The sequence below is a fragment of the Pseudoduganella sp. UC29_106 genome (assembly GCF_044055365.1).
Taxonomy (GTDB): Bacteria; Pseudomonadota; Gammaproteobacteria; order Burkholderiales; family Burkholderiaceae_D; genus Rugamonas.
The window spans coordinates 1,451,107-1,477,600 of sequence record NZ_CP171977.1 but is presented as its reverse complement, the minus strand read 5'-3'; the positions used below and the strand labels follow the sequence as shown (position 1 = coordinate 1,477,600).

General features: G+C 60.4%; 24 protein-coding genes and 1 pseudogene. 17 read left to right on the top strand and 8 right to left on the bottom strand.

The genetic code is table 11. The annotated features are described in order from the left end of the window. The first annotated feature begins 87 nt into the window (after nt 1–87). The gene (locus tag ACHMW6_RS07865; RefSeq protein ID WP_395406557.1) at nt 88–1,470 is read left to right on the top strand and encodes an MATE family efflux transporter; all 1,383 of its coding nucleotides are present in this window, start codon (nt 88–90) and stop codon (nt 1,468–1,470) included. A gap of 205 nt (nt 1,471–1,675) precedes the next feature. Beyond that, nucleotides 1,676–3,892, top strand: a complete 2,217-nt coding sequence (locus ACHMW6_RS07860; protein ID WP_395406556.1) for a DPP IV N-terminal domain-containing protein — start codon at nt 1,676–1,678, stop codon at nt 3,890–3,892. A gap of 119 nt (nt 3,893–4,011) precedes the next feature. On the opposite strand, the gene ACHMW6_RS07855 is transcribed toward ACHMW6_RS07860, so the two are convergent. Then, nucleotides 4,012–4,992 (bottom strand): response regulator transcription factor, encoded by a 981-nt coding sequence (locus ACHMW6_RS07855; protein WP_395406554.1) that lies wholly within the window; start codon nt 4,990–4,992, stop codon nt 4,012–4,014. Between the two features lie 518 nt (nt 4,993–5,510). On the opposite strand from ACHMW6_RS07855, the gene ACHMW6_RS07850 reads away from it, so the two are divergent. Both ACHMW6_RS07850 and ACHMW6_RS07845 read left to right on the top strand, forming a co-directional pair. Next, on the top strand, nt 5,511–8,537 hold the full coding sequence (locus ACHMW6_RS07850) for a DUF5801 repeats-in-toxin domain-containing protein (protein WP_395406553.1): 3,027 nt from the start codon (nt 5,511–5,513) through the stop codon (nt 8,535–8,537). Beyond that, nucleotides 8,431–10,917, top strand: coding sequence for a DUF5801 repeats-in-toxin domain-containing protein (locus ACHMW6_RS07845; RefSeq protein ID WP_395406552.1), 2,487 nt, complete (start codon nt 8,431–8,433; stop codon nt 10,915–10,917). The genes ACHMW6_RS07850 and ACHMW6_RS07845 overlap by 107 nt, the downstream gene beginning before the upstream one ends. 68 nt (nt 10,918–10,985) lie before the next feature. Here ACHMW6_RS07845 and ACHMW6_RS07840 read toward each other — a convergent pair whose 3' ends face one another. The 3 genes from ACHMW6_RS07840 to ACHMW6_RS07830 all read right to left on the bottom strand — a co-directional run bounded on the left by ACHMW6_RS07840 (nt 10,986) and on the right by ACHMW6_RS07830 (nt 14,795). Next, nucleotides 10,986–12,521 carry a S8 family peptidase gene (locus ACHMW6_RS07840; protein WP_395406551.1) on the bottom strand — a complete coding sequence of 512 codons (1,536 nt, stop codon included), beginning with the start codon at nt 12,519–12,521 and terminating at the stop codon, nt 10,986–10,988. 550 nt (nt 12,522–13,071) lie between these two features. Then, on the bottom strand, nt 13,072–14,136 hold the full coding sequence (locus ACHMW6_RS07835) for a rhodanese-like domain-containing protein (protein WP_395406550.1): 1,065 nt from the start codon (nt 14,134–14,136) through the stop codon (nt 13,072–13,074). A gap of 32 nt (nt 14,137–14,168) precedes the next feature. Beyond that, nucleotides 14,169–14,795: a GNAT family N-acetyltransferase gene (locus ACHMW6_RS07830; RefSeq protein WP_395406549.1), complete on the bottom strand. Its 627-nt coding sequence runs from the start codon at nt 14,793–14,795 to the stop codon at nt 14,169–14,171. A 55-nt stretch (nt 14,796–14,850) separates the two neighbouring features. On the opposite strand from ACHMW6_RS07830, the gene ACHMW6_RS07825 reads away from it, so the two are divergent. From ACHMW6_RS07825 to ACHMW6_RS07790, 8 genes and pseudogenes are all read left to right on the top strand, one after another. Beyond that, nucleotides 14,851–15,078, top strand: a complete 228-nt coding sequence (locus ACHMW6_RS07825) for a hypothetical protein (protein ID WP_395406548.1) — start codon at nt 14,851–14,853, stop codon at nt 15,076–15,078. After that, nucleotides 15,075–15,293: a hypothetical protein gene (locus ACHMW6_RS07820; RefSeq protein ID WP_395406546.1), complete on the top strand. Its 219-nt coding sequence runs from the start codon at nt 15,075–15,077 to the stop codon at nt 15,291–15,293. The genes ACHMW6_RS07825 and ACHMW6_RS07820 overlap by 4 nt, the downstream gene beginning before the upstream one ends. A 2-nt stretch (nt 15,294–15,295) precedes the next feature. Then, on the top strand, nt 15,296–15,667 hold the full coding sequence (locus ACHMW6_RS07815; protein ID WP_395406544.1) for a glyoxalase superfamily protein: 372 nt from the start codon (nt 15,296–15,298) through the stop codon (nt 15,665–15,667). A gap of 87 nt (nt 15,668–15,754) precedes the next feature. Continuing rightward, nucleotides 15,755–16,263: pseudogene (locus ACHMW6_RS07810) on the top strand (hypothetical protein). Between the two features lie 9 nt (nt 16,264–16,272). Next, entirely contained in the window at nt 16,273–16,728 is a 456-nt protein-coding gene (locus tag ACHMW6_RS07805; protein ID WP_395406543.1) for a nucleotidyltransferase family protein, read from the top strand. A gap of 7 nt (nt 16,729–16,735) precedes the next feature. Next, entirely contained in the window at nt 16,736–16,843 is a 108-nt protein-coding gene (locus tag ACHMW6_RS07800) for a hypothetical protein (RefSeq protein ID WP_395406541.1), read from the top strand. 8 nt (nt 16,844–16,851) lie between these two features. Next, nucleotides 16,852–17,430 carry a class I SAM-dependent DNA methyltransferase gene (locus ACHMW6_RS07795; protein ID WP_395406540.1) on the top strand — a complete coding sequence of 193 codons (579 nt, stop codon included), beginning with the start codon at nt 16,852–16,854 and terminating at the stop codon, nt 17,428–17,430. A 61-nt stretch (nt 17,431–17,491) separates the two neighbouring features. Then, nucleotides 17,492–18,151, top strand: coding sequence for a glutathione S-transferase family protein (locus tag ACHMW6_RS07790; protein WP_395406539.1), 660 nt, complete (start codon nt 17,492–17,494; stop codon nt 18,149–18,151). A 6-nt stretch (nt 18,152–18,157) separates the two neighbouring features. Here ACHMW6_RS07790 and ACHMW6_RS07785 read toward each other — a convergent pair whose 3' ends face one another. The 3 genes from ACHMW6_RS07785 to ACHMW6_RS07775 form a co-directional block, all read right to left on the bottom strand. Beyond that, entirely contained in the window at nt 18,158–18,373 is a 216-nt protein-coding gene (locus ACHMW6_RS07785; RefSeq protein WP_395406537.1) for a CsbD family protein, read from the bottom strand. A gap of 69 nt (nt 18,374–18,442) precedes the next feature. Beyond that, nucleotides 18,443–19,057 (bottom strand): class I SAM-dependent methyltransferase, encoded by a 615-nt coding sequence (locus ACHMW6_RS07780; RefSeq protein WP_395406536.1) that lies wholly within the window; start codon nt 19,055–19,057, stop codon nt 18,443–18,445. A 9-nt stretch (nt 19,058–19,066) separates the two neighbouring features. Next, the gene (locus ACHMW6_RS07775; protein ID WP_395406535.1) at nt 19,067–21,118 is read right to left on the bottom strand and encodes a M13 family metallopeptidase; all 2,052 of its coding nucleotides are present in this window, start codon (nt 21,116–21,118) and stop codon (nt 19,067–19,069) included. A 194-nt stretch (nt 21,119–21,312) separates the two neighbouring features. Between ACHMW6_RS07775 and ACHMW6_RS07770 the strand changes: the two genes are divergently transcribed. Continuing rightward, nucleotides 21,313–22,128 carry an HDOD domain-containing protein gene (locus tag ACHMW6_RS07770; protein WP_395406534.1) on the top strand — a complete coding sequence of 272 codons (816 nt, stop codon included), beginning with the start codon at nt 21,313–21,315 and terminating at the stop codon, nt 22,126–22,128. Nucleotides 22,129–22,243: 115 nt separating this feature from the next. After that, the gene (locus ACHMW6_RS07765) at nt 22,244–22,507 is read left to right on the top strand and encodes a flagellar protein FliT (RefSeq protein ID WP_395406533.1); all 264 of its coding nucleotides are present in this window, start codon (nt 22,244–22,246) and stop codon (nt 22,505–22,507) included. A 426-nt stretch (nt 22,508–22,933) separates the two neighbouring features. Here ACHMW6_RS07765 and ACHMW6_RS07760 read toward each other — a convergent pair whose 3' ends face one another. Next, a complete protein-coding gene (locus ACHMW6_RS07760) occupies nt 22,934–24,235 on the bottom strand; it encodes a hypothetical protein (RefSeq protein ID WP_395406532.1) in 1,302 nt (433 codons plus the stop codon). Between the two features lie 194 nt (nt 24,236–24,429). Here ACHMW6_RS07760 and fumC point away from each other — a divergent pair, with 194 nt between their 5' ends. The 3 genes from fumC (at nt 24,430) to ACHMW6_RS07745 (ending at nt 26,438) form a co-directional block, all read left to right on the top strand. Further along, nucleotides 24,430–25,827, top strand: coding sequence for a class II fumarate hydratase (gene fumC, locus ACHMW6_RS07755; RefSeq protein WP_395406531.1), 1,398 nt, complete (start codon nt 24,430–24,432; stop codon nt 25,825–25,827). Nucleotides 25,828–25,890: 63 nt separating this feature from the next. Next, a complete protein-coding gene (locus ACHMW6_RS07750; RefSeq protein ID WP_395406530.1) occupies nt 25,891–26,127 on the top strand; it encodes an RNA-binding S4 domain-containing protein in 237 nt (78 codons plus the stop codon). Between the two features lie 26 nt (nt 26,128–26,153). After that, nucleotides 26,154–26,438, top strand: a complete 285-nt coding sequence (locus ACHMW6_RS07745; RefSeq protein ID WP_395406529.1) for a hypothetical protein — start codon at nt 26,154–26,156, stop codon at nt 26,436–26,438. The last annotated feature ends 56 nt before the right edge of the window (nt 26,439–26,494 follow it).

Below are 26,494 nucleotides of genomic sequence, written 5' to 3'. Positions count from 1 at the left end.
CGGTAAAAGGGCCGTGAGCATACAGGACCTTGTAACAATTTCCTACTCCAGTAGAATCGCTCTTTTTGTCAACGATACAACATCCGCATGCCCTACACCTTCACGATTGGGAATATCCGCAAAGAAGCCGCCTCCCTGTGGAAGCTGGCCTGGCCGGTGCTGATCGGACAGCTGGCGACGGTGGGCATGGGCGTGGCCGACGTGGCGATGACAGGCCACACCAGCGCCGCCGAACTGGCGGCCGTGTCGCTCGGCGCGTCCATCTGGTCCATCATCATCGTTACGGTCAGCGGCACCATGATGGCGATGAATACCGTGGTAGCGCACGAGGTGGGCGCGGGCGAATTCGGCAGGATTCCCCATTCCGTGCGGCAGGCTTTATGGACTTCACTGGCTGTCGGCGTAGTTGCGGCGCTGCTGGCCAACCTCGCCACGCTGCTGTTCAACCACCTGCACATGGCGCCGGAAGTGAATGCGCGCGCTTCGCTGTTCGTCCACATCATCAGCTTCGGGTTGCCCGCCTTTGCGGCCTACCGCGCGCTGTATGGCTACAGCGCCAGCATCAACCAGACCAAGCCCGTGATGGTGATCGCCATCGTGGGGCTGCTGTTCAATATTTGCGTGAACTGGGTGCTGATCTTCGGCCGCTTCGGCTTCCCCGCCATGGGCGGCGTCGGCTGCGCCGTCGCCACGGCTTGCTGCATGTGGCTGATGCTGACCTGCATGGTGGCGTGGATACGCTTCGCCGAGCCCTATCGCCAGACTTATCCCTTCACGCACTGGGAATGGCCGCACTGGCCCGAGATCCGCAGCATGCTGCGTCTCGGACTGCCGATCGGCGTGACCTATTTCGCGGAAGTCAGCGCGTTCGGCGCGGTGAGCCTGCTGGTGGCGCGCTTTGGCGTGGAGGAAGTTTCCGCGCACCAGATCGCGCTGAATTTCTCCTCGCTGGTGTTCATGGTGCCACTTTCCTTCGGCATCGGCACCGTGACCCGCGTCGGCCAGGCCATGGGTGAAGGCAATCCGGCGCGGGCGCGCTTTGCTTCGTGGGTGGGCGTGGGGATGGCGCTCGCTTTCGCCGTTTTGTCGGCGGTCTTTATTGCACTGTTCCGTTACCAGATCGCGGCGGCTTATACGAGCGACGCGGCGGTGCAGGCTCTATGCGTGCACCTGCTGCTGTTCGCCGCGATATTCCAGTTGTCCGACGCGACGCAGGTTGCGACTTCCTGCGCGATTCGGGGCTACAAGGTGACGCGGCAGCCGATGCAGATCCAGTTGCTGGCGTTCTGGGTGTTCGCGCTGCCGCTGGGCTGCGTGCTGGGGCTGGCGCCAACATGGGTGCCGTTCGCGCCGGCGCAGCCGATGGCGGCGGCCGGGTTCTGGATTGGGCTGGTGGTGGGGCTCACCGTGGCGGCTGTTTTGCTGACGTGGTCGATGCACAAGCTGACTCTGCGCCGCCTTGAAACCTGAAAAAGCTAGTGTCAGGCACTAAAGTGCCAGACACTTGTTCCCTGCCGCGGGCGCTGAACAAGTGTCTGCCACATCCAGGCTGACACTAGCCCTTCCGGTTTTAGCCGAACGAAAGTTGGCCGAATCCCCGCGATTCCGAATATCCAGAGGAGCAAGCTCTGGTATTGTCTTGCGATTCGTAACCAGAAAATTCTTCGGGACATAAATGCGTTTTATTCTCTCCTTCCTGGCCCTGCTGGCCGCCGGTTCTGCTTCGGCTGAGCGCCTCACCCTGGACCGCATCCACGCCGACCCGTCCCTGTCCGGCCCGGGCGTGCGCGCGCTGAAAGTGTCGCCGGATGGCGCCCGCGTGACCTTCCTGCGTGGCCGTGAAGACAACCAGTACCAGCTCGACCTGTGGGAATACAATATGAAGGACAAGACCGCGCGCCGCCTGGTCGACTCCAAGGTGCTGGCGCCTGAAGAAAACCTGTCCGACGCGGAAAAAGCCCGCCGCGAGCGCGCCCGCACCGCCGCCCTGAAAGGCATCATTTCCTACAGCTGGTCGCCGGACGGCAAGCAACTGCTGGTCCCACTGGCCGGCAACCTGTACCTGGTTGACCTGACCAAACCTGACCAGGCCCGCCTGGTCGCCACCGGCAATGTGATCGATCCGAAGATTTCGCCAAAGGGCAAATACGTGTCCTTCGTGCGCGATCAGAACCTGTTCGTGATCGACCTGAAGACCGGCAAGGAACGCCAGCTGACCACCGACGGCAAGGGCACCGTGCATAACGGCGAAGCGGAATTCGTGGCGCAGGAAGAGATGCACCAGTTCACCGGCTACTACTGGGCGCCGGACGATTCCGCCCTCGCCTTCCGCTGGTACGACGAAGCCCAGGTGCCTGTCGCGCGCCGCTTCGAAATCTACGCCGACCGCACCGACGTGGTCGAGCAGCGCTACCCCGCTGCCGGCGACAAGAACGCCGTCGTGGGCCTGAAGATCGTGTCGCCTGAAACGGGCGTGATCCGCGACGTGGACCTGGGCGCCAACAAGGATATCTACCTGGTGCGCGCCGACTGGAGCGCCGATGCGAAAGCCCTGTTCTTCCAGCGCCAGTCGCGCGACCAGAAAACGCTGGAGCTGATCTCCGTCGATGCCGGCACGCTGGCGCAGCGTCCCATGCTGACCGAAACCGCCAAGACCTGGACCACCATCAGCGACGACCTGCGCTTCCTGGATAGCGGCAAGGGCTTCATCTGGTCGTCCGAGCGCACCGGCCGCAACCACCTGTACCTGTACGACATGAACGGCAAGCTGCAGCACGCCATCTCAAAGGGCGAGTGGGGCTTCGACGACCTGCTGGCCGTGGACGAAAAAGCCGGCAAGGTCTACGTGTCCGCCAACAAGGATGCGGTGTACGACAAGCAGGTGTACGCGCTGGCCCTGAACGGCTCCACTGCCGACAAGCCGAAGCGCGTGACCCAGGCCGATGGCTGGCACGATTCCTCCTTCTCGCGCCACGGCGAAGTGTTCGTGGACACCTGGTCCGATCCGGCCAATCCGCCACAGGTTTCGATCCGCCGTCCGGATGGTTCGCTGGTTGCGTGGCTGGAGAAGAATGAAGTCAACGAATCGCATCCGTACTACAAGTACAAGTCCGACCTGCTGCCGGTGGAATTCGGCAGCATGAAGGCCAAGGATGGCCAGACCCTGTACTACTCGGTGATCAAGCCCTGGCACTTCGACGCGAGCAAGAAATACCCGGTCTACCTGTCGACCTACGGCGGTCCGCACGCCCAGCACGTGCAGCGCAAGTGGGACGGCGCCCATTTCGACCAGTACATGGCGCAGCAGGGCTATGTGGTGTTCCGCCTGGATAACCGCGGCTCCTCGCGCCGCGAACGCGTATTCACCGACGCCATCTACCGCAACCTGGGCAAGGTGGAAGTGGAAGACCAGCTGACAGGCGTTGACTGGCTGGGCACGCAGTCCTATGTCGATTCGAAGCGCATCGGCGTGTACGGCTGGAGCTACGGCGGCTTCATGTCCCTGCGCCTGCTGTCGCAAGGCTCGGACAAGATCGCAGCCGGCGTATCGGGCGCACCTGTCACTGACTGGCGCCTGTACGACACCCACTACACCGAGCAATTCATGGACAAGCCGTCCGAGAACGAAGACGGCTACAAGCAGTCCACCGTGTTCGCCCACGTGGACGGCCTCAAATCCAAGCTGCTGCTGATCCACGGCATGGCCGACGATAACGTCCTGTTCACCAACACGACCAAGATGATCGACGCGCTGGTAAACCGCGGCGTGCAGTTCGAGCTGATGACCTACCCGGGCGCCAAGCACGGCGTATCCTCGCGCACCGCCAAGCGCCACGTACAAACCTACATCGACGCGTTCTTCCGCAAGAACCTGCACCCCGAATCGAACTAAGCCTTCCCGGCTTGGCACTTCGCCCGCCCTGGCGCAAGCCTTGGCGGGCATTTTTTTGGGGTCAGATCTGCCCCCGGGCTATTGCCCCCGGCTATTCGGCCATGTTCTGTCCGGGGCTGCTAGTGAGGTCGGTCGGGCGAACCGCCTGCAGTTTGCGACAGCAGGTAGTTGGCGAGTGCGCCCTTGTCGTGCAGGCGGAGCTTTGAATAGATGTGCGTTAGCTGCGTGCGCACCGTGTTGGGAGAAATGCCGAGTTCGCGGGCCACTTCCTTGTGGCTTAAGCCCGCTGCGAAACGCCGGGCCACCAAGGTTTCGCGCGGAGTCATGGCCGCCAAGGCTGCAGTCGGCCGCGCCTGGCAAACGGATGCGGAGTCGGGCACCATCGTGATCTCGATGCACTTCCCTTTGAATGTGCGCGCCTCCAGCAACTGCGCCTGCACCTGCCGGGCCGCGCATGCAATGTCGCGCTCCGGCCATTCGAGCTGCAACAGTTCAACGAACCGCGCATCGGCATACTCAATCTCTCCGCAATGATTAAGCAGCGCCAATGCGAAGGTCGGCGGAGCCAGGTTGCGCAGCGCCGTAACTCTTCCGTCGCAGATCGATGTTGCTTGGGAAATATGCGGCCATAAGTTTGCCAGGCGTTTCTGCTGAGCCGGAGAGAAACCTGACTCCCCGTCCATGAAAAACATGATCCACCTGGTCGGGTGTCCCGAGCGAGGCATATCACCAAAAGTCATAACTTGATGCAGATGATATTGATCCGCAAAATCAGCCAGCGCCACCAGATTAAGATTTTGATAATAAAAATGCAGATCTGCCAGCAACGGGCGATTCAAACCGGCAAGCAGCGACCGCATGATCGGGTCACGCGATAAAAGCGGAAGATAGTCATCCATAAAAGTGCGCGGCAACCCATCAATATGCGCACCAATTATGTAAATGCCTGGCCTGGAATAAAACTGCGTCGCTCCCAGGACCACGGCATCGAATTGAAAACACTCATGCAACGAGTGGATCGCCGCTGTCTGGAACTCCTGCAGCGTTTCCTCTGTGGACGCGCGATAGATCGCGAGCAACGCGCTCGAAAATAAGTGCATATGACCCCCCACCCTAGTTTTGTTGTGTCACTCAGCACTTGCCAATCGATAGTTAGCATATACGGCCAAAATTAGATATCAAATTGTAAAAAGCTAACAAGAACATAAAATTAATATTTGAATAATTTGAAATATTATTTCTATCTAAATTTCCTCCAGCTAATCTCAACGGAGTTTAGAAGAATATCTATTTCGTTTGAAAAAGTAATAATGCCGCCGCAATCAACCAATAGTACCCAGCGGCGTAAAAACTGCTGGTTTTATCTCCCTGCCAACACCAAAAAATCGAAATTGTCATTGGCGATTAGTCAATTTCAATATAGCGCATTTGACGTATTACCGACTTGTACCAGAAGGGTTACGCTTCAATGGTTGCATTGCAACAAAGCTGGGTGAATTGACGGCAATAGTTGATAAATTAACTATCAATTCATTTAACGAAAAGAATCGATTTTCTTCGCTAGTTCGACCTCGCGGTCAGCCATTGCGGCCGTGGTCATTTTTCGAGGTAGGCAATCATGAGCGTTCTTCAGATCGACGAATCAGGCGGGCTTCAATATGTCCAAGGAACTCTTGCCACCAACGACGCATCGGTTGGCAACCTTCCAGACCCGTTCGATACTGTTCTCGGATTGGTAACGGCGGCAAACACGGGAACCGGACAGGGAAGCCCAACTGGCGCTGCAGTCAGCGGCGCCACCAGTGCAACTCCGGACGGTGCCAATGCATTGTCGTTTGGCCCAAATGTGAGTGATGTTGGGTTCGTAATCTCTAATGGCAACGGTTCCGACAGCGGGCTCACCACTACGGCAGGCAGGAAAATCTTCCTGTATGTGTATCAAGACAACAATAATGTTGTCCTCGCGAGGGAAGGGACTGCCGGCGGTGCTGCGGATCCGAACGGCAAATTGTCATTTGCCCTTTACATTGACACTGGTGTCGGGGGTGATGTCGGAGCAACCGGTGCTAAGTTGTGGTTGGCACAGTATGGCCCACTAGCTCACCCGGATCCTAATGACACGAATGAGCTTGTTTTTTTAACAAATAAATTAAAATACCAAGTCAACACTCTGCAAAGCTTCAGCCTTGAAAAGGCGCCCTCCGGGCAAAACCTGTTCCTGATGTTTGGCAAGCCCGAGGACACCAATACCGCCGGGGACGAAGTGGCCCTAGTGGTGACGTCAGCTAATGCCGAGAACGGTGGCACAGTCAATTCAAGCCAGGGCGGTACCGATGCGACGATCGGTACCGACAACCAGATGATCGTTCCGGGCAAGGGGCTGATCTTCACCTTCGTGACCAATGCCGACCCGCGCTACACCGTGCCGGATCTCACCCACGCTGAGGCCACGACTGCAGCAGACATCCAATTTAAGGGGCTGGCCGCCGCGACAATGGCGTCCTTCGTCGTTTCGCAAACGCAACCTGCCAGTGGGGCCGGCACCCTCAAGATCACCGCGTTCAACACAGCGCTGGAAACAGGCGCCAACTATATCAGTGGTCTGCATAATGACGGCACACCCATCAAAATCACGTCGGTCACCATCAGGAACTCCGCCGGCACCATTATCGAAAAATCAGATGGATCGGTTAACGACCCGAACTTGAGCATTTCGATTGATAACAGCACCGGCATTGCCACTGTTACCGGGGTGAAGGCAAACTACACCGTTGAATACACGACGACCCAGACGCACAATCGAGTTGAGCTCGACAACACAGGATCTGGCGCAAATAACGCAAAATTTGATATCGGTAATTTCAAGCTTCAGACAGGCAGTGACAGCGCAACCCCGCTAGAAGATATCGGTTTTGCAGACGACGCGCCAACGGCCGTAGCAGCGCTGGGCGCAGGTCTGGTCAGGCATGACGAAACGTTCGGCAATCAAAGCGATGCGGACGATACCACCGCTGCCGGCGTGTCCGCCCTGTTTAGTGGAGTCACTAACACTAGCAGCCAGATGGCGGCCGGCTATGCGCAAGGTACGGCATCCGTGATCGATTCGAGCACAAGTACTGGCGGCGTCGACGGCCTGGCAAGCACCGTCTACTCCCTTGCCGTGTCGGCTGCAGGCGTCGACTCCGGCCTCGATACGGTCGCCGGGACCAGCATCCTCCTGTTCAAGGAAGGCAATCTGGTAGTCGGCCGGATAGGCTCCTCCAGTGGGCAGGCAGCGTTTGCGGTTTCCATCAACTCCACCACGGGCGTGCTCAGCATGGCCCAGTACAACGCCATCAAGCATCCGACGACTTCCAACCCTGACGACTCGTTGTCGATTGCCAATGCCGCACTGCTGGCGGTTGTGACCGTCAAAGATGGCGACAACGACAGCAGTGTCGCATCGGTGGCAATTGGCGCGAGCGTACAGATTCAGGACGACGGGCCGGCAGCCGCCGCAACTTTGGGAACTGGCATCGTCCGGCATGACGAAACGGCAGACGTACAGGGTGACGCGGACGATACCACGGCTGCCGGCGTAATCGCCCTGTTCAATGGAGTGACAAACAAGGGCACCCAGATGACGGCCGGCTTCGCGCAAGGTACGGCGTCCGTGATCAATTCAAGCACCAGCACTGGCGGTGTGGACGGGCTGGCCACCACTGTCTACTCTCTTGCCGTCTCATCTGCGGGCGTCGACTCTGGCCTCGACACTGTCGGAGGCATCAGCATTCTTCTGTTCAAGGAGGGCGATCTGGTAGTCGGCCGTATCGGCTCTGCCAGCGGCCAAGCAGCGTTCGCCATCGCGATCAATTCTTCCACCGGCGTGCTTAGCATGGCGCAGTACAACGCCATCAAGCATCCGACGACTTCGAACGCTGACGAGTCCCTGTCGATTGACAATGCCGCATTGCTGGCCGTAGCGACCGTCACCGATGGTGATGGCGACACCAGCGCAGCATCCGTGGCAATCGGCGCGAGCGTATCGATCCAGGATGACGGCCCGACCGCCTCTGCGACATTGGGCGCCGGCGTGGTAAGGCATGACGAAACGGCGGGCGTGCAGGCCGACGCTGACGATACTACTGCCGCCGGCGTCTCCGCCCTGTTCAGCGGGGTGCTCAACACCAGCACCCAGATGACGGCCGGCTTCGCGCAAGGCACAGCGGCGGTGATCAATTCGAGTGCCAGCAGCGGCGGCGCCGACGGTATAGCCAGCACCGTCTACTCCCTTGCCGTGTCCACCGCAGGCGTTGACTCCGGCCTCGATACGGTCGCTGGCGTCAGCATCTTCCTGTTCAAGGAAGGCGATCTGGTAATCGGCCGCATCGGCTCTGCCAGTGGCCAGGCAGCGTTCGCGATCGCAATCAATGCTTCCACAGGCGCGCTGAGCATGGCGCAATACAACGCCATCAAGCACACGAATACTTCCAATCCTGACGACTCGCTGTCGATTACCAACGCCGCATTGCTGGCGGTAGCGACCGTCACCGACGGGGATGGCGACAGCGCTGTCGCATCGACGGCAATTGGAGCGAGCGTGTCGATCCAGGACGACGGCCCGATCGGCCTCTGCAATCCTGGGCACCGGCGTGGTCCGGCATGACGAAACAGCGGGAGTACAAGGCGACGCTGACGATACTACTGTCGCCGGCGTCTCCGCCCTGTTCAGTGGGGTCACTAACACCAGCAGCCAGATGACGGCCGGTTTCGCGCAAGGCACGGCGGCTGTGCTCAATTCGAGCGCCAGCACAGGCGGCGTGGACGGTTTGGCCACCACCGCCTATTCTCTTGCCGTATCTACTGCGGGTGTCGATTCCGGCCTCGATACCGTTGCCGGTACCAGCATCTTCCTGTTCAAGGAAGGCGATCTGGTGATCGGCCGGATCGGCTCTGCCGCCGGCCAGGCAGCGTTCGCGATCGCGATCAATTCTTCCACAGGCGTGTTGAGCATGGCGCAGTACAACGCCATCAAGCATACGAATACTTCCAATCCTGACGACTCGCTGTCGATTACCAATGCCGCACTGCTGGCGGTAGCGACCGTCACCGATGGTGATGGCGACACCGCTGTCGCATCGACGGCAATCGGCGCGAGCGTACAGATTCAGGATGATGGACCGACAGCCGCTGCGGCCCTCGGCACCGGCCAGGTCCGGCATGATGAGACAGCGGGCGTCCAGGCCGATGCGGACGATACCACGGCTGCTGCCGTGTCCGCGCTGTTCAGTGGGGTCACTAACACCAGTACCCAAATGACGGCCGGGTATGCGCAAGGCACGGCATCCGTAATCAATTCGAGTGCGAGCACTGGCGGCGTGGACGGCCTCGCCAGTACCGCCTACTCGCTTGACGTGTCGGCAGCGGGTGTTGACTCCGGCCTCGACACCGTCGCCGGCGATAGCATTTTCCTGTTCAAGGAAGGTAGTCTGGTGGTCGGCCGAGTCGGATCGTCCAGTGGGCTGGCCGCGTTTGCGATCGCCATCAATTCGACCAGCGGTGTGCTCAGCATGGCTCAGTACAACGCCATCAAGCATCCAACTGGCGGCGCTGCCAGCCCCGACGAGTCGCTGTCCATTGCCAGTGCCGCCCTCGTGGCGGTAGCGACCGTGACCGATGGTGACGGCGACACCAGTGCCGCATCCGTGGGCATCGGTGCACGCGTCTCGATCCAGGACGATGGGCCGTCGCTGGCATTCGGCAACCTGATTGGTACAGGCGTCATTGATCCGCAATTCGGTTACTGGACCAGTGCCTCAGGTGTGGACAAGCTGGGCGCGACGGGGCTCGATATCACGCTCAATTCGTTCACGCTGGTGCGGCCGGACGGCACAACGCTGGCTGGAGCGGCATCGACATTCACCGAACTGGCCGCATCGCCTGATGCCAACGGCAATTACCAGTTCACCGGAGCTCTGACCGGGGACTTTGATAATAACGCCGCCACCGCCAACACGGTCGAGCACTTCACCCTGACAGCACTTGCCAACGGCTCCTACTCGATCGACCTGTTGGAAGGCTTCCAGTCCACTGTGACGGAAAGTACAGCTAACGGCACACTGGATGCAGGCGGCCCGGACCCAGTACGCACCTTGACCATCGGCAGCGACAGCGTCGTGTTCTTCGCTGCCAAGCCCACGGCACCACTCAGTGATTTGGTGGACGCAGTTCAGCTCGGGGCTCCTGACCGCACAGAGGCTTATCTGCAAACACCATTGCATGTAGCCGTCGACGGCACCAAAGCCTTGAATGTCAGCACTGCCGGGATCGGCAACAAGAACAATAATCTGCAAGGCGACAGCAACGCCGCCATAACGACCGGGGACGAGAGCTTCGTTGCCAATCCAGGCACGCTGTTCACCAGCGCGAAGATATTTGTCGATAACTCCGTCACCGGGTACGACTACCTGGGCGGCGAACGCCTGTACTATCGTCTGATTTATTCGGATGGCACCGACTCAGGACAGGTCTTGGTCGACAAAAACGTCGGCGCGGACCATAAGCTGGAGTCCTTCACCGTCGACGCCGCATCCGGCAAGCTGATCGATGCACTCCAATTGACGATGGCCACAGGTACCGTGAAGATTCCTGAGATCCAGTTCATTACCAAGATCAACAACCTGGCTAACGGCATCAAGCTCGATTTCACGGCCACTTTGACCGATGGCGATGGCGACACGGCCAGCAGTTCGTTCCTGGCTAACCTGTCGCCGAACCAGCTGGGAACGTTCGACTACGTGCTGACGGGGGTTGCAGGCAAGGCCGATGCATTCGACGTCGATCTCGCGCCAACAGAGTCGAAGTATCAGGTCAACGGCTTCGAGCTTGGCGCAGACAAGCTGGTGTTGTTGGGGACTAATACCTTCACGCTTGACACCAGCACGGCCAACACCATCGTCGATATTACAGAAACAGGAGGTCAACACACGTTCGTGACGGTTGTCGGTGTTCACATTGCAGCGGCGGACATCGCGACAATCGTCTGAACCCGAACGCCCTGCGCCGGACGGTGTGGTGTTCCACCGCGCCGGCTCGGGGCTTTGCCTAAGCCTGATCAGGGCTTGGCGATGACGATTTGCGATACTGCGTTCTGGCTACGGTCGTAACTCATCAGCGTTCCGCTCACGCCGGTGGCGGTGAGAGTGGTCGACGACGTGTTGCTCGACTTGAGCGCGCCGCTGCTAAGCGTGCAGGTACCCGTGCTGTCGGTGTTACAGCTTGCATTGCCGCCAGCCGAGAAACTGCCTTCCACTGTGGCGTTGGCAACGGCGGCGCCGGTATTGATATCGCGCACTTTTACAACCGCTGCCGCTTTCCAGTTGCCTCCGGATTTAGTTGCGTTGCCGACCATCGATTGCAGCGCAACCACCTTGTTGGCCGGCTGTTGCACTGGGGTCTCGCTACCTGTAAACAGCAAAAGGTTGGGAGAACCAGGACCGATGCTGGCGGCCAGGACTCGATTCGGTGTGGCGTTTGTGACGATCCACGACGCTACGGCAGCTGGCGAGGCTGTTGGGTTCTTTGCAAGCACCAATGCAGCAACGCCAGCCACGTGCGGTGCAGCCATAGAGGTACCACCGATCGTATTCGATGCAGTAGGACCTGTGTTCCAAGCCGAAGTAATACTGTTGCCTGGCGCAAACAGATCCACGCAAGTGCCATAGTTGGAATACGATGCACGTGCGTCGAGGCCGTTAGTTGCGCCAACTGTGATTGCGTCTGATTCGCGAGCAGGCGAAACAGTGCAAGCATCAGCGTTACTGTTACCCGCCGCCACTACTACTGTCACGCCCTTGCTGATTGCGCCTGCGACAGCGGCGTCGACCGCTTCTGATGCGCCGCCACCGAGAGAGAGGTTTGCCACCGCCGGACGCTGAGTGCTGGCCGCTACCCAGTCCATACCCGCGATTACCGTGCTCCACGAAGCCGCACCAGCGCAATCGAGCACGCGCACCGGCACAATGCTGACGCCCTTCGCAACGCCCCAGGTAGTACCGCCAACGGTGCCTGCGACGTGAGTGCCGTGGCCATTGCAATCGTTGGTGCCGTTGCCGTCGCCGACAAAATCAGCGCCCGGCAGGATACGGCCGGTAAATTCGGTGTGATCGGCGCGGATGCCGGTGTCGACGATGAATGCCGTCACGCCTGCACCGGTGCCGGAGTAGTGGTACAGCAAATCGAGCGGACGGTCGGCCTGGTCGATCCGGTCCAGGCCCCAGGTGGCGTTGTTCTCGAGAGAGGTCGCATTGAGCGTCACCGTCTGGTCTTGCTCGACAAAGCGAACGTTCGGATTATTGCGTAAAGCTTGGGCTGCGGCATCCGGCAGGTTAGCCGAGAAGCCCTTCACTGCCTTGGAGAAGGTGCGCAGCACTTTGCCGCCGCGGCCCTTCATCATGTTTTCCGCTTCTGCGGCTGGGTTGGCGACGCTGTCCTTGAACACGATGACGTACTGGCCAGCTATTGGACGCGAAGGGCCGAACGGATGAGTGGCAGCGGTACCATTACCTTGCGCATAAGCCACGGGGGCGGTAAGGACCAGAGTCGCTTGTGCGACGGCCGCCAGGCGACGGCAAAGAGCTTTAGAAATCATTTGAATGGCTGAAGAAAGAAAAAATGAATTAATGAAGGCCGAGGCGCACAAACGCAGAATATATGCATTTATTGGGAAGCAATGTTGCTCCTATAAGAATAGCAAAAACCCCGAGGCAAGATTACCTCAATATCAGCGAATAAATACGGGAGGAATTATTACTATCAAGGAAATAGCTACTCAGCAGTTTCCCACGTAATTTGACGTGCGGCAATTTTTTTTATGAAACCAATTGTTTCATATCGTGTTTTCGCAACATGCAGGGCAATTATAATTGCCCGTATTCCAATAAGATTAACTCGGAATTAATCAGATTAAGTGCTGAGTCCGGCAATATTAAACAATAATTAAACAGCGCGCACTTATTTAAAAATACTCTGAGGAATTCCGAAACATACTTTTTAAGCCGACAATATTGCACAACCAATCGCCGGCGCGAAGATAATGTGGGAAATGGGAATGCCCTGAGTGGTCGTTCTAGCTGACCCAAGGCATAGTGAGGCGCGCGATGAAGGCCAGGGCCAACATCGCGGCTCGGACGAGGAATAGTTCAGACTGGTTCGGCGGCGACCGGCAAACCTTCGACCTTCCAGCGCAGCATGCCGCCGGCGAGGTTGGCGACCTGGGTGAAGCCGGCCTTGCTCAGCAGGACGCAAGCCTGGGCCGAGCGGGCACCGGAGCGGCAGACGGCGACCACGGGCTTTTGCTTATCCAGTTCGTCCACGCGTTCCATCAGCTTGGACAGCGGCATCAGGCGCGCGCCTTGCAGGTGGCCCAGGCGGTCGATGAATTCCGGGGCTTCGCGCACGTCCACGATCTGGGCGTCGGACGCATGCTCCAGCAGCGCCATGGGCTCGATTTCCCATACGCCACTGAAACGCAGGGTCAGCGGCGCCCAGTCCGGCGTTTCGATGGGCGGCGCCTCGCCTTCGGGCTGGCCGCAGCGCATATTGGCGGGCACGGCGACCGTCATCAGCTTCGGGTGCGGCAGGTTCAGGTTGTTCATGTAGCCGCTGAAATCGCCGATGTCCACATCGCCACCCAGGCGCGGGTTGAAGCGCTTTTCTTCCCCCACACTGGAAACGGTGATGCCGCGGTAATCGTGGGCGGGATAGAGCAGGCAGTCGTCCGGCAGCGACAGGATCTGTTCGCGCACCGACTCAAACAACTGCTGCGGACTGCCCTGCTGGAAGTCGGTTCGCCCGCAGCCGCGGATCAGCAGACTGTCGCCGGTGAAGGCCATGCTCTTGTCATCGAGGACGAAGGTCAGGCAGCCGTTGGTGTGGCCGGGCGTGGCGCGCACGGTGAGGTAGCGCTTGCCGAATTCGACATGGTCGCCGTGGCGCAGGGGCAGGTCGACCAGCTCGGCATTTGCCACTGCCGACAGTGCAATGCGGCTGCCGCAGCGCTGGTGCATGCGCCAGGCGCCTGTCACATGGTCGGCGTGAACGTGGGTATCGAGCGTGGCAACGAGTTTCAGGCCCAGCTCCTGCAGCAGTGCCAGGTCACGCGGCACTTGCTCGTAGACGGGGTCAATCAGCAGCGCTTCGCCGCTGTCGCCCAGCAGATAGGTATAGGTGGACGAGGTGGAATCATACAGCTGGCGGAAGATCATGGTATTACTCCCTGTTAGCCGAGGCTTCCAGTTTACAACGCAGCGGTAGTGTAAGGCGAGAGGGTGTGCCATCCCAGCGTCGAATACAACTCTCGTCCTTCGGCGGTGGCAACGAGGACTTGTCTTGATGCCGATGACTGGCGCGCCGTTCGCAGCGTCTGCATCAGATGCGCCGCCAGTCCGCGGCGGCGGTGGCCCGCTTCCGTGCGGATCAGATCGTAGATGAATACGCCTGATGACTCGGCCGCGTAGCCGCTCGCGGCGAGCTCGCCGCCGGTAGTCACTATGCGCGCTGCGACGGTGGGGCCGTAGCGGGTCAGTTGCAGGCTGTAGCCCGCCGCCAGGGGCCGCTGGACTGCGTCGAAGCCCTCCCCTGTCATCACAACACGCGGCTCCTTGATTTGCCAGCGCGAGCCGACCAGGGCGCGCATCTCCTGCTCGCTGCCGCAGAGTTTCAGGAATACCTTCGGCGTAGTGATTGTCACGGCCAGCGCACGCAAGCCCTCCTCCGCCCTCGCGAATACATAGCGCCGCAGCTCTTCCGGCTGCTGCGTGTCCACGCGCCAGCCACCGTGATCCGCGACCGGCATGGGCAGGCCGCGCGCCACCGAACGCGCTCGCAGCCACCCTTCAATCAATACTGGTTCGACACTGTTCATTGAATAATCTTACCTGACGCTCGCAGATGAGCTAGAGTTTCGTAAAGGGGATCATATGAAACTCAAATGGTACTGGCGCCTGTTTTTCGGCTGCGCTGGAGCGCTCTGGATCGCAGCGCAAGTTATGGCGTCCAGTATCGCCGGCGCGCTGAGAATCGCCTACCACCCTGACTCGCCCGCTCCCGGCTTTGGTCTTCTGGACGCATCCGGCGCGGTTCTCGCCGTCTATCTGATGCTGGTAGCGGCACTGGGCAGATGGCGCCTTTGGGGAAGTGACAAATGAACGAATCGAAATTCAACATTTTCGGGGCACTGATTGCCGTCAGCGGCTCACCAGGAGCATGGAAGGCATACCATCTCGGCCCCGATGGCAAGCGCCGCCCGGCCGACTTTATCGTCCCGAACGATATCGCGAAGGACGATCTCTGCGAGTACCTGGCGGACCTGTTCCATGAGAACGCAACACCACGCAACAGCACCGCTGAGAGGATCTCCTGACCATGAGCCTTGGCACCGTTACCCCCATCTTGCGCTGCTTCGACGAAGCCAAGACCCGTGAGTTTTACATCGGCTTTCTTGGATTCAAGATCGACTGGGAACATCGCTTCGAGCCGGATCTCCCCTTATACATGCAGGTATCCAGGGGCAGCTGCGTGCTGCACCTGTCCGAACACCATGGCGATTGCTGCCCCGGCGCTGCCCTGCGCGTCGCCACCGATGACGTTGACGCATACCAGGCAGAGCTCCTCGCTATGCGATACAAGAATGCTCGTCCAGGCGTGGAGGAAGTGCCGTGGGGCGGCCGGGAAATGTCGATCGCAGACCCGTTTGGCAACCGCTTGATCTTCTTCACTCATCGTCCTGATGACTAGCAAGCGCCATATGCGAGGCAGCAAACATTGCAGAGAGAAAGTTCGCTCTAGAATGGTCTGACATTTCAGACTGCGGAATCCCCAACAATGAAAAAGCTGATGCTCGCTTTCGGCATCGTTCACGCCTTGATCGCGCTGCTGTTCACGGCCGGGGCCCTGTTCCTGATCGTGATAGGAGCGCACCTGGGCTGGCAGGCGGCAACTGGCGAAATTGGACTGGGAGCGGCGCAGCAGGTGATCGAGGCAATCGGCATTCTTGCCGCTGCCGTGGTGGCCCTGCAGATCGCCGAAACCGTCATTGAAGAAGAAGTGATTCGCGATGCGGACATCAGCGCGCCAACCCGCGTGCGGCGCTTCCTGTCACGCTTCTTCGTGGTCGTGGTGGTGGCGCTGGCCATCGAAGGTCTGGTCGCCACCTTCCGCGCTGTGCATGACGATGCTGGCGATCTGCTCTACGTCGCAGCACTCATTGCGGGCGTTGGCGTACTGCTGGCGGCGTGGGCATCTTCGTCCACCTTAACCGCTCGGCAGAGGAGCTGGAGCCCGCCGCCATGAAAGAGGCCCAGGCTGAAGATGGCAAGGTGCAAGGCAGGTAAACTACAGGTATGACACTAGAGAACCGCCTCATCCAACTTGTTCGCTCCTCGCCGGCGTTGATGGAGTTGTTGAGCATCGCAAGGGACCTGGAACTGTCGTCATGGTGCATAGGCGCCGGTGCCGTGAGGTCCCTGGTTTGGGACAATTTGCACGGCTTTGCCGCCCTTGGCCATTTCGAGGATGTTGACGTCGCATACTTCGACAATATGGCGGGACACGATCAGGAAAGAGAGCTCTCAATGCGTCTCTCAGCTTCGTACCCTTCCGTCCGATGGGATGTGACTAATCAAGCCCTGGTTCACCACTGGTTTCTAACCGAGCATGCGGCAGTTGTGCCGCCCTTGCGTTCCTTGGCGGACGGCGTCGCGACGTGGCCGGAATATGCGACTTGCGTGGGCATCACGCTGAAGAAGGACGATTCAATCGAGGTCATCGCACCTTACGGGTCTGGCCGACTTATTTGACCTGCGTGTGAGGCATAACCCTGTTCGAGCCAGCGCCGCCCTATTCACGGAACGTGTCAGGTCAAAGCGTTTTGCGAAACGTTGGCCGATGCTTTCGATAATTCCGTGTGAGTGAGGCCCACGGTGATTGATGATCCATCGGGCGGTTGGGAAGCCATTGCCAGTCACTTCATTGCCGGCCGTTCCGACATCGGTCGTGGCGTTGTAAGGCAGTGGGCGAAAAGGCTGCGGCCGGGAGGTGATGTCGTGGACATTGGTTGCGGCTCGGGTGTGCCGGTTTCCTTGACGCTCGTGCAGGAAGGGCTCGTGATCTTTGGAATTGATGCCTCCCCGACGTTGCTGGCGGCGTTCCGTCGCAGATTCCCCGGAGCTCATGCGGCTTGTGAAGCAGCGCAGAGCAGCATCTTTTTCGGGCGGGAATTCGATGGTGCGATTGCGGTGGGGCTCATGTTCCTGCTTTCGGAGGACGACCAGCGGACGGTGATTGACAGTGTCGGGCGAGCGCTGAAGCCGGGAGGACGCTTCCTGTTCAGCTCGCCCCGCATTCCGTGCGAATGGAATGACGCTCAAACTGGCCGGCATTCGCTGTCGCTGGGGGAAGCGAAATACCGGGAATTACTAGCGGAGGCTGGGATGCGCCTCATGAATACCTACGTCGACGAAGGCGAGAATCACTATTTTGATGCCGAAAACGTAGGATGATTGTCGAATTCCGGAGTGCTGGCGCGTCGTGGGATACTTACCCGACAAAAGGAGATCGACAATGACGCTGAAACTGTATGCCCACCCTTTCTCGTCCTACAGCCAGAAGGTGCTGACCGCGCTTTACGAGAACGAGACCCCGTTTGAATGGTGCGAACTGTCACCGGAGCATCCGGAACACTATTCGGCGTTTTGCGAAATGTGGCCGATCAAGCGCTTTCCGCTGCTGGTGGACGGCGATCGCATCCTCACGGAAGCGACGACCATCATCGAATACCTGCACCTGCACTACCCTGGGCCCGTGAAGCTGCTGCCCGACGATCCGGATCTGGCGCTGGAAGTCCGCAATATGGACCGCTTCTTCGACAATTACATCTCCACGCCGCAGCAAAAGCCCGTCTACGACTCGCTGCGCCCGGAGGACAAGCGTGATCCGCAAGGCGTGCAGGACGCGCGCGACCTGCTCGACCGCGCCTACGGCTGGCTGGATAAATACATGGAAGGCCGCGAGTGGGCGGCGGGGAAAGACTTCTCAATGGCCGATTGCGGCGCGGGGCCCTTCCTGTTCTACGCGGACTGGACGCACAGGATCGATCCGAAATTCAGCAACGTGCTGGAATACCGGAAGCGTTTGCTGGCGCGCCCGGCATTCAAGCGCGCCGTGGATGAGGCGCGGCCCTACAGGCATTTGTTCCCGCTGGGCGCGCCGGACAGGGATTAACCCGGATTACGGGCGGCCCTGGCGATTGCCGCGATCGATCAGCTCATCGGTCGCATCATCGACAGCTTCGCGGGCGTCGCCCACTTTTTTCTGCAGCTTGCCTTCGACCTGCTTTGCTACGCCTTTGGCTTGCTGCTTCGAGCTGCCGACCAGTTCACCAGCTTCCTGCTGAATCTTGCCGCCGACCTCTTTGGCCTTGCCCTTGATTTGGTCCTTGTTCATCATGCTCTCCTTAAAAGTTAAGCCGAGAGGCAATCATACGAACAGGCATTGTTTCCATCCGTTCGCAAGCTAACACTTACGCCAAACACTGGCCAGCCAGGGCTGCTGTTCGCGCGGCAATCCTGCAGGACGGTAATAGTGCTGAACCGGCGCAAAGCCGGCTGCAACGCAATAGGCTTCCCACGTCGGGTAATCGTAATAGCTGCCGTAGCGCGAACCGTTCCAGCCTTCCTCGTTGTGTCCGCGCGGATTGGAGCTGAACAGCACACCGCGCGGCTTCAGCGACGTGTACAGGCGCAACAGCACGTCCGGCAGCGCGGCACTCGGCACATGGAACAGGGAAGCATTGGCGAACACGCCATCGAAAGAGCCGGCGGGAAGCTGAAGATCGACGAAATCCTGCAACCACACTTCGCAGCCGCTCCAGCTGCGCGCCATCTCGACAAACTGCGCGGAGCCGTCGATGCCGACCGGCTCGTGGCCCAAAGCCTTGAAGGTACGCAGGTCGCGGCCGGGACCGCAACCCAAATCGAGGATGCGAAACGGCGCCGCGCCCTCGATCGCATCGAGCAGGGCCGACACATTCTGGCTCACATCATGATCGCGCGTGCCCTCCAGGAAGGCCCGCGCATTGCGTTCATAGTGTTCCAGCGTGCGCCGGGTGATCTGCTCGATATCGTCCATCCCTCCAGCTTACCAGACGCGCACGCGCTGTTCCGGCGCCAGGTACAGCTTCTGGCCCGGCTTCACGTCGTAGGCCGGATACCATGCGTCCAGGTTGCGCACGGTGTAGGTGCGCCACTTGGCCGGCGAGTGGCCATCCGTCTTGATCTGGTTGCGCAGGGCCGCGTCGCGCTGCTTGTTGCGCCAGCTGGCTGCATAGCCCTGGAAGAATTCGCGGTCGGCTTGCACGGTCGCCTTGCCGCCCTGCGAGGTTCGGTAGGCATCCAGCGCCGCAGCCAGGCCCGCCAGGTCGGCCAGGTTTTCGCTCAGTGTGAGCTGACCGTTCAGGTGCAGGTCCGGGAAGGCTTCGTACGCGTTGTACTGCGCCACCAGCGCGGCGGACGCCTTCTTGAAATGCTCGCCGTCGGCTGGAGTCCACCAGTCGCGCAGGCGGCCCTTGGAGTCGAACTGCGCGCCCTGGTCGTCGAAGCTGTGGCTGATTTCATGGCCGATCACGGCGCCGATGCCGCCATAGTTCAGCGCATCGGAGGCGCCCATGTCAAAGAACGGCGCCTGCAGGATCGCGGCCGGGAAGTTCAGCGCGTTCTGCATCGGCATGTTCACCGCGTTCACGACGTGCGGCGGCATGCACCATTCGGTCGGGTCGACCTTCTTGCCCAGCTTCGCCAGCTCCTGCTTGTAGTGGAATTCTTCCGCACGCTGCATATTGCCGAAGGCGTCGCCGGCCTTGATTTCCAGGCCATCGTAAGTCGTCCACTTGTCCGGATAGCCCACGCCCACGTACAGGGTGCGCAGTTTCTCATGCGCTTCCTTCTTCGTTGCAGGCGCCATCCAGTCCAGCTGGTCGATGCGCTTGTGGAAGGCAGCCACGATGTTCGCCACCATCTGCTGCACGCGCGCCTTCGCTTCGGCCGGGAAGTAGCGCTCCACATACACCTTGCCCACCGCATCCGGCAGCGCGCCATTGATCGAACCCAGGCCACGCTTCCAGCGCGGGGAAAGTTGCGGCGTGCCGCTCAGCGTCTTGCCATAGAATTCGAAGCGCTGGTCGACGAAGGCTTTCGGCAGCACGGAGCCAAAGTGATTCACCGTGTGGAAGGCCATGTAGTCTTTCCAGTCTTGCAGCGGCACTTCGTTCACCAGCGCTGCGGTGCCGGTAATGGCGCCCGGATGGTAGACGATGAACTTCTGCTGCTTGCCCAGGCCCGCGCTGTGGAAGAAGGCTTTCCAGTCCATGCCCGGCGCCTTGGACGCGAAGTCTTTCATCATCCAGGTATTGTTGGCCTTCTGGATGTCGGCGGAATCCTCGCGGGTGCCGTGCACCTGGGCGATGCGCTTTTCCAGGGCGAAGATGCGGGCCGCACGCGCTTCCGGCTCGCTGAAGCCGGCCAGCTTCAGGATGGCAGCGATATGCGCCTGGTAAGCCGTGCGGATACGGCTCATATGCTCGTTCTCTTCCAGGTAGAAGGCGCGATCCGGCATGCCCAGGCCGCCCTGCAGGATGTAGGGAACGTAATGGTCAGGGTCGGTCAGGCCCTGGGCAAACCACAGGCCAAAGATGTTCTCGGTGTTGAAGTTGGTGGCGTTCAGCGGGTCCACGTCAGCGCGCACGCTGGCGCCCAGCGCCTTGGTCAGCGCGGTCTTGTCCTTGATGGCGGCAATCTTTTCCAGCGAGGGCTTCAGCACGGCCGCGCCCTTCGACTCGATGGTGGCTTCATCCATGAAGCTGCGGTAGTAGTCGGCTACGCGCAGCGCGTCGCCCTTCGGCGACTTGGCGCCGATTTCCTCGATCAGCTTGACGATGCGCTCATTGGTGGCGTCGCCCAGCGCCGAACCGGCGCCCCAGCTGCCCTTGTCGGCCGGGATCTCGGTCTTGGCCAGCCAGTCTGCATTCACATAGCCGAAGAAATCGTCGCCCGCCTGCACGGCGGCCGGCGCGGATTGTTGGACGGAGCCGGAGGCGGCTTGCTGCGCCATGGCCGGGGTCAGGGCCAGGGTGGCGCCGCACATCGCCAGGGTAATGGCGGTCTTGATCGGCGTCCAGCGGATGGATGCTTGCATGATTGGGTCCCTTATTAAATTTGAAATATTTATTGGCGTGGTGGGCCAGCCTGCACTCTAATGGCAGAGCATTTCAAATGCGACCCTGTTGCGACAGAATGCAAATTCCGGGGACCGGCCGCATAAAAACGTCCCCGGCCGGACGGAATCGCTATATAGTTCATCTAGGAAACATCACTACCAAGGAGAACCTTATGAAACTCGAAGCCCTGTTCCAGCATCCGACCGCGCTGCCCACCGCACCCAAGGTCGTCGATGAACTGATCAGCAGCTTCGACAAGGCCAGCGTATCGACGGAGGAAATTGCCAAGAAAATCTCGGCTGACCCGGTCCTGAGCGCCAAACTGCTGCGCCTGGCCAATTCCGCCTATTACCACGTGTCGCGCAGCATCGGCACGGTGGAGGATGCGGTCCTGATGCTGGGCTTCGTGACCGTGCGCACCCTGGTCATCAGCTCTGGCATGGTGAGCGGCTTCAAGACCGTGCCCGGCATGGACCTGCGCCAGTTCTGGCGCTACAGCCTGCGCACCGCCGTTGGCGCCAAATGGATCGCCCGCCACACCAAGCAGAACACCGACCTCGCCTTCACCATCGGCATGATGCACGCCATCGGCCAGCTGGTGATCCACGCCGGCATGCCCGAGCAGGCCCAGCAGCTCGACAAGATCGCCGCGCCGCTGGACGAGCGCCGTCTCGATGCCGAGCTGGCATCCTTCGGCTATAACTATGCGGACGTGGGCGCCGAACTGGCGCGCCGCTGGAAATTCCCGGAAATCTTCTCCAGCACCATTTCCGCCATCCCCTCCCCGGACGACGACGCGCTGGCCGCCGTGGTCCACCTGGCCGCGTGGCGCGCCCGCGTCGACGAAAACAAGCTGGGCTCGGAAGAAATCGCAGCCGTTTACCCGACCGATGTGGCCGACAGTCTGGGGCTCGAAGACAACGCCCTGATCGACGAAATGCCGCCGCTGGACGAGCTGAGCGCCGGCCTGGACGAGCTGATCAAGTAACTTTTCGGCAACATCTAAATATTTTTAAAAATATTTTGAAAAAACCCTAAAGTTCTTCCCGCGCCTGACGTAAATCCTGACAAGCGGTACTCCGTTTCCACTTGTCAGGATGAAAATGAGCAATCAGGTTCTCTCGATGTACGAAAACATTGCCGGTTTGACCAATCAAATGGTCGCGGCCGCACGTGCGAACGACTGGAGCAGCCTGAACAGCCTGGAAAATCAATGCGCCGCTGAGTCGGTGGCAGTAATCGGCGGCGCCGCTCCCCTGCAAGGTGACGCCCGCGCACGCAAAATCGCCCTGCTGAAGCAAATCATGGCCAACGACCGCGCTATCCGCGACGTGACCGAACCTTGGATGGGGCGACTGAACGGCTGATTGCCCTGCTCTTCCACCTTCAAAGGCGCCTCCCGGCGCCTTTTTGCTTTTTCACCGCCTGCGCGCCGCTGACACTAAACAAAACCACAGGCAAAAAGCTGGTGTCTGCCACGATGTGGCAGACACCTGGTTCACGCCGTGGGTTTTAAATGAAAAAAAGCGCCTCGATGGAGGCGCTTCTTCAGGTATTGGGGTGGGGCGAACACCAGGTATCTCCTGGCGTCGCCTCAGCGCCGGTTGCACCCGGCGTTCATATGCGCTCAGTCGGCTATGAACTGCTTCCAGGCCGGGTCGTTTCGTCAACGGAACTCCGCTGATCGCGCCACGCTATCGGTGGTGGCTGCGGCAGAACCCGGTCCGTGTGAGCCCAGTATAACGCAGCTCAAAAATTCATGTCGAGGGCCAAAAAGGCAACACAACTTACTTTTAGGAAGTGGCCTCGAAAGCACTTTCGGTGGCTTCGCTCATCGTCGGCTCGACCGGGCTTTCGGCCTTGTCTTTCCTGCGGAAGGATTGCCAGATCTTCAATGGACCGCCTTTGGCGCGGCGCTTGCGTACCAGGTGGACTGTCGCGCCCATCAGCGCCAGCAAACCCAGCGCGCCGCCGGCGATCAGGCTGATCAGGCGGGGACGGGACATTTTCTTTGGCTTTTCTTCTGGCGCAGCGGACGCGGCGGCCGGCCTGGCGTCCTTCGTGTGCCTGGCTTCTTCAGGCTTTTTCGCAGGCTCGGCAGGCTTGTCGGGGGCGCGGGCCCGCGCGTCCGTGATCGCGCCAGATGCGGTTTGTGTGGCGGCCGTCTTATCAGGCATAACCGGTTCCCGCGCCGGCTCTGTTTTTTGCGCTGCGCCCGGCTTCGCCGCGAATGGGGACGACGTCGCCTGGGCTGGCGTTGAGGCAGGCGCCGCCACCATTGCCGATTGCAAGCGCTTCACTTTGCCCTCCAGGTCCACCAGCTTGGTGGTCAGTTCCTTATTGCTCGCGTCCATCGCCGCGCATTGCTGGGCGCGCGCCTCGATCAGGGCCGGCGAGCATGCCTCGGCTGGACGCGCGGGCGCCATGGCCAGCTTCGCAGGCTGGACAGCGGCAGGGGCAATCGGGCGGGCAACGGGGGCTGCTGTCGGGCTTGCAAGTGCCGGACGGCGCGCGGCAAATGCGCGCTCCGCAGCGGCCTTCATCATTTCCTCGTCCGGCGACGGGCGGGATGGGGTGGCCTGCTGCTGGGGCGCGGCCAAGAGCCGTGACGCCGGGCTCACGGGCGCCCGGGCAACAGTGGGCGACGCAACTGCCGGCGCGGACAAACTGGCCGCCGGCACGGTCGCGGCAACGGATGGCGCCGCACTGGCGGCGGAGGCGGCGGGAGCGACGAGCGCGGCGGGAACTGCGGGAGCGGCGGCAATGGCCGTCCGCGCCGGCACAGTCTCGCGCGTCAACCACAGGCTGGCGGTACGGACAATCTGCCTGCCGCCGCTGCTCAGCTCAAAAAATATGTGCACCAGCTCCGCGTTCACCGGCTGCAAAGTGGTCAGATGCAGCACGCGGCGCGAGCCGTCCTTATAAACGGACATATTCAGCCCTGCCAGCGCCGGATTCATGGTCACGCGCGCGCCGGCGAACACGTCGGGCGACGCCAGCCGGACCTGGAGATTGGCCAGGTCCGCCGAAGAAAGATCAAGCAGCTCGATATCCGCCGAAAGCTGCTGTCCGGACATGCGACCGGACCGAAACATCCCCGAGTTCCGCCCCGGACGCAGACAGGGCCACAGACATCATCAAGGCAGGAACAAATAAACGCGGCATGGTTCAGAGCAGTTTCGAAGGTGTAACGGCTATAACGGCGAAAAAACGTGAATATGAACCCCTGCCAGACGGAAATTCCCTCGCGGGTTAGAATTAAATGATCACCAACCAACAAGAGGTCGCCATGGAAACTCGCATCGAGAAGGATAGTTTTGGCCCGATCAAAGTGCCCGCCGGCCAGTTGTGGGGCGCGCAGACCCAGCGCTCGCTGGAGCACTTCAAGATCTCGACCGAGAAAATGCCGCCCGAACTGGTGGCAGCACTGGCCAGCGTGAAGCGCGCCGCCGCCAAGGTGAACCTCGACCTCGGCATGCTGGACGATGCCAAAGCCGTCGCCATCATGCAGGCCGCCGATGAAGTCCTTGAGGGCAGGCACGCCGCGGAATTCCCGCTGGCCGTGTGGCAAACCGGCTCCGGCACGCAGTCGAACATGAATATGAACGAAGTGCTGGCCAACCGCGGCTCCGAGCTGATGGGCGGCGTGCGCGGCGAGTCGCGCATGCTGCATCCGAATGACGACGTGAACAAAGGCCAGTCCTCGAACGACATCTTCCCGACCGCCATCCACGTGGCCGCCGCCCAGGCCGTGCACAACCACGTGCTGCCGTCCCTGCACAAGCTGCGCACCACGCTCGCCGAGAAGTCGGCGGCCTTCGCCGATATCGTCAAGATCGGCCGCACTCACCTGCAGGACGCGACGCCGCTGACCCTGGGCCAGGAATTCTCCGGCTACGTCGCCCAGCTCGACTATGCCGAGCACGCCATTAAGGCCACTCTCCCTGCCGTGCTGGAACTGGCGGCTGGCGGCACCGCTGTGGGCACAGGCCTCAACGCCCATCCCGAATACGCCACCCGCATCGCGGCCGAGCTCGAGCACACCCTGAAGCTGCCCTTCCGCAGCGCCGGCAATAAATTTGCCGCCCTGGCGGGACACGAAGCGCTCGTCGCCGCCCACGGCGCCCTGAAAACCCTGGCCGCCGCCCTGATGAAAATCGCCAACGACGTCCGCTGGATGGCGTCCGGCCCCCGCTCCGGCCTGGGCGAAATCACCATCCCGGAAAACGAGCCGGGCAGCTCGATCATGCCGGGCAAGGTCAATCCGACCCAGTGCGAAGCCCTGACCATGCTGTGCTGCCAGGTCTTCGGCAACGACGTCGCCATCACCGTCGGCGGCGCTTCCGGCAACTTCGAACTGAACGTCTTCAAGCCCCTTATTGCGCACAACTTCCTGCAGAGCGCACGCCTGCTGGCCGACGGCATGGTCAGCTTCGAAGAACACTGCGTCCACGGCATTGAGCCCAACCATGGACGCATTGGCGAGCTGATGGAGCGCTCTTTGATGCTCGTCACTGCGCTGGCGCCGCATATCGGTTATGATCGCGCCGCTCAAATCGCCAAGAAGGCACAACACGAGGGCACGACGCTGAAGGAAGCGGCTCTGGCGCTGGCTTTCGTAACATCCGGGCAATTCGACCAATGGATTGATCCTTTGGCAATGACCAAGCCGGGAGCCAAGGGTTAATGAGTTGTAGAAACGGCACCAAACTGATCCATGCGAGCGCAAGCAAACGCAAAGAGGAATACAATGCAGAAAGTAAGTTTTGATTTGACAGCCGAGTACATCGAGCTGAATCAGCTCCTGAAAGTAGTCGGTTTATGTGACAGTGGCGGCGCTGGCAAGCAAATCGTCGCGAGCGGTGAAGTCTACGTCGACGGCAAGCAGGAGCTGCGCAAAACTTGCAAGATCCGGGCCGGACAACAAGTCCGGCTTGGTGACGTTCTCATCACGGTGATCGGCGAAGGCGGCGCAGACGGGGCCTGACCACCACTTCGGTTAAGGGGAGCAGCATGGACAGCCCTGAACGCGATATGCAGACTCAGGAACGCCTGATCGGTGACTTGCGACAAGTCATCGAGAACGCGGAGGAACTGCTGAAAAACACCGACCACTACAAGAGCCTGCCCTACCAGAGCGCACGCGCCAAGCTGGCGCAGGCACTATTGGCCGCCACCGCGGAGCTGGAGCGATTCGAAGACGCCCAGCTCGACCGCATGATCGCCGCCACCCACCAGGCCAACCTGCAGCATCAGGACACGTCCGGCGAAGCCAGGCTGATGCGAGCCTTCCACTAAGCCCTACTTCGGCCGCTGCGACAGCATCGCGTCCAGCGAGAAGCGGCCGGGGTCCG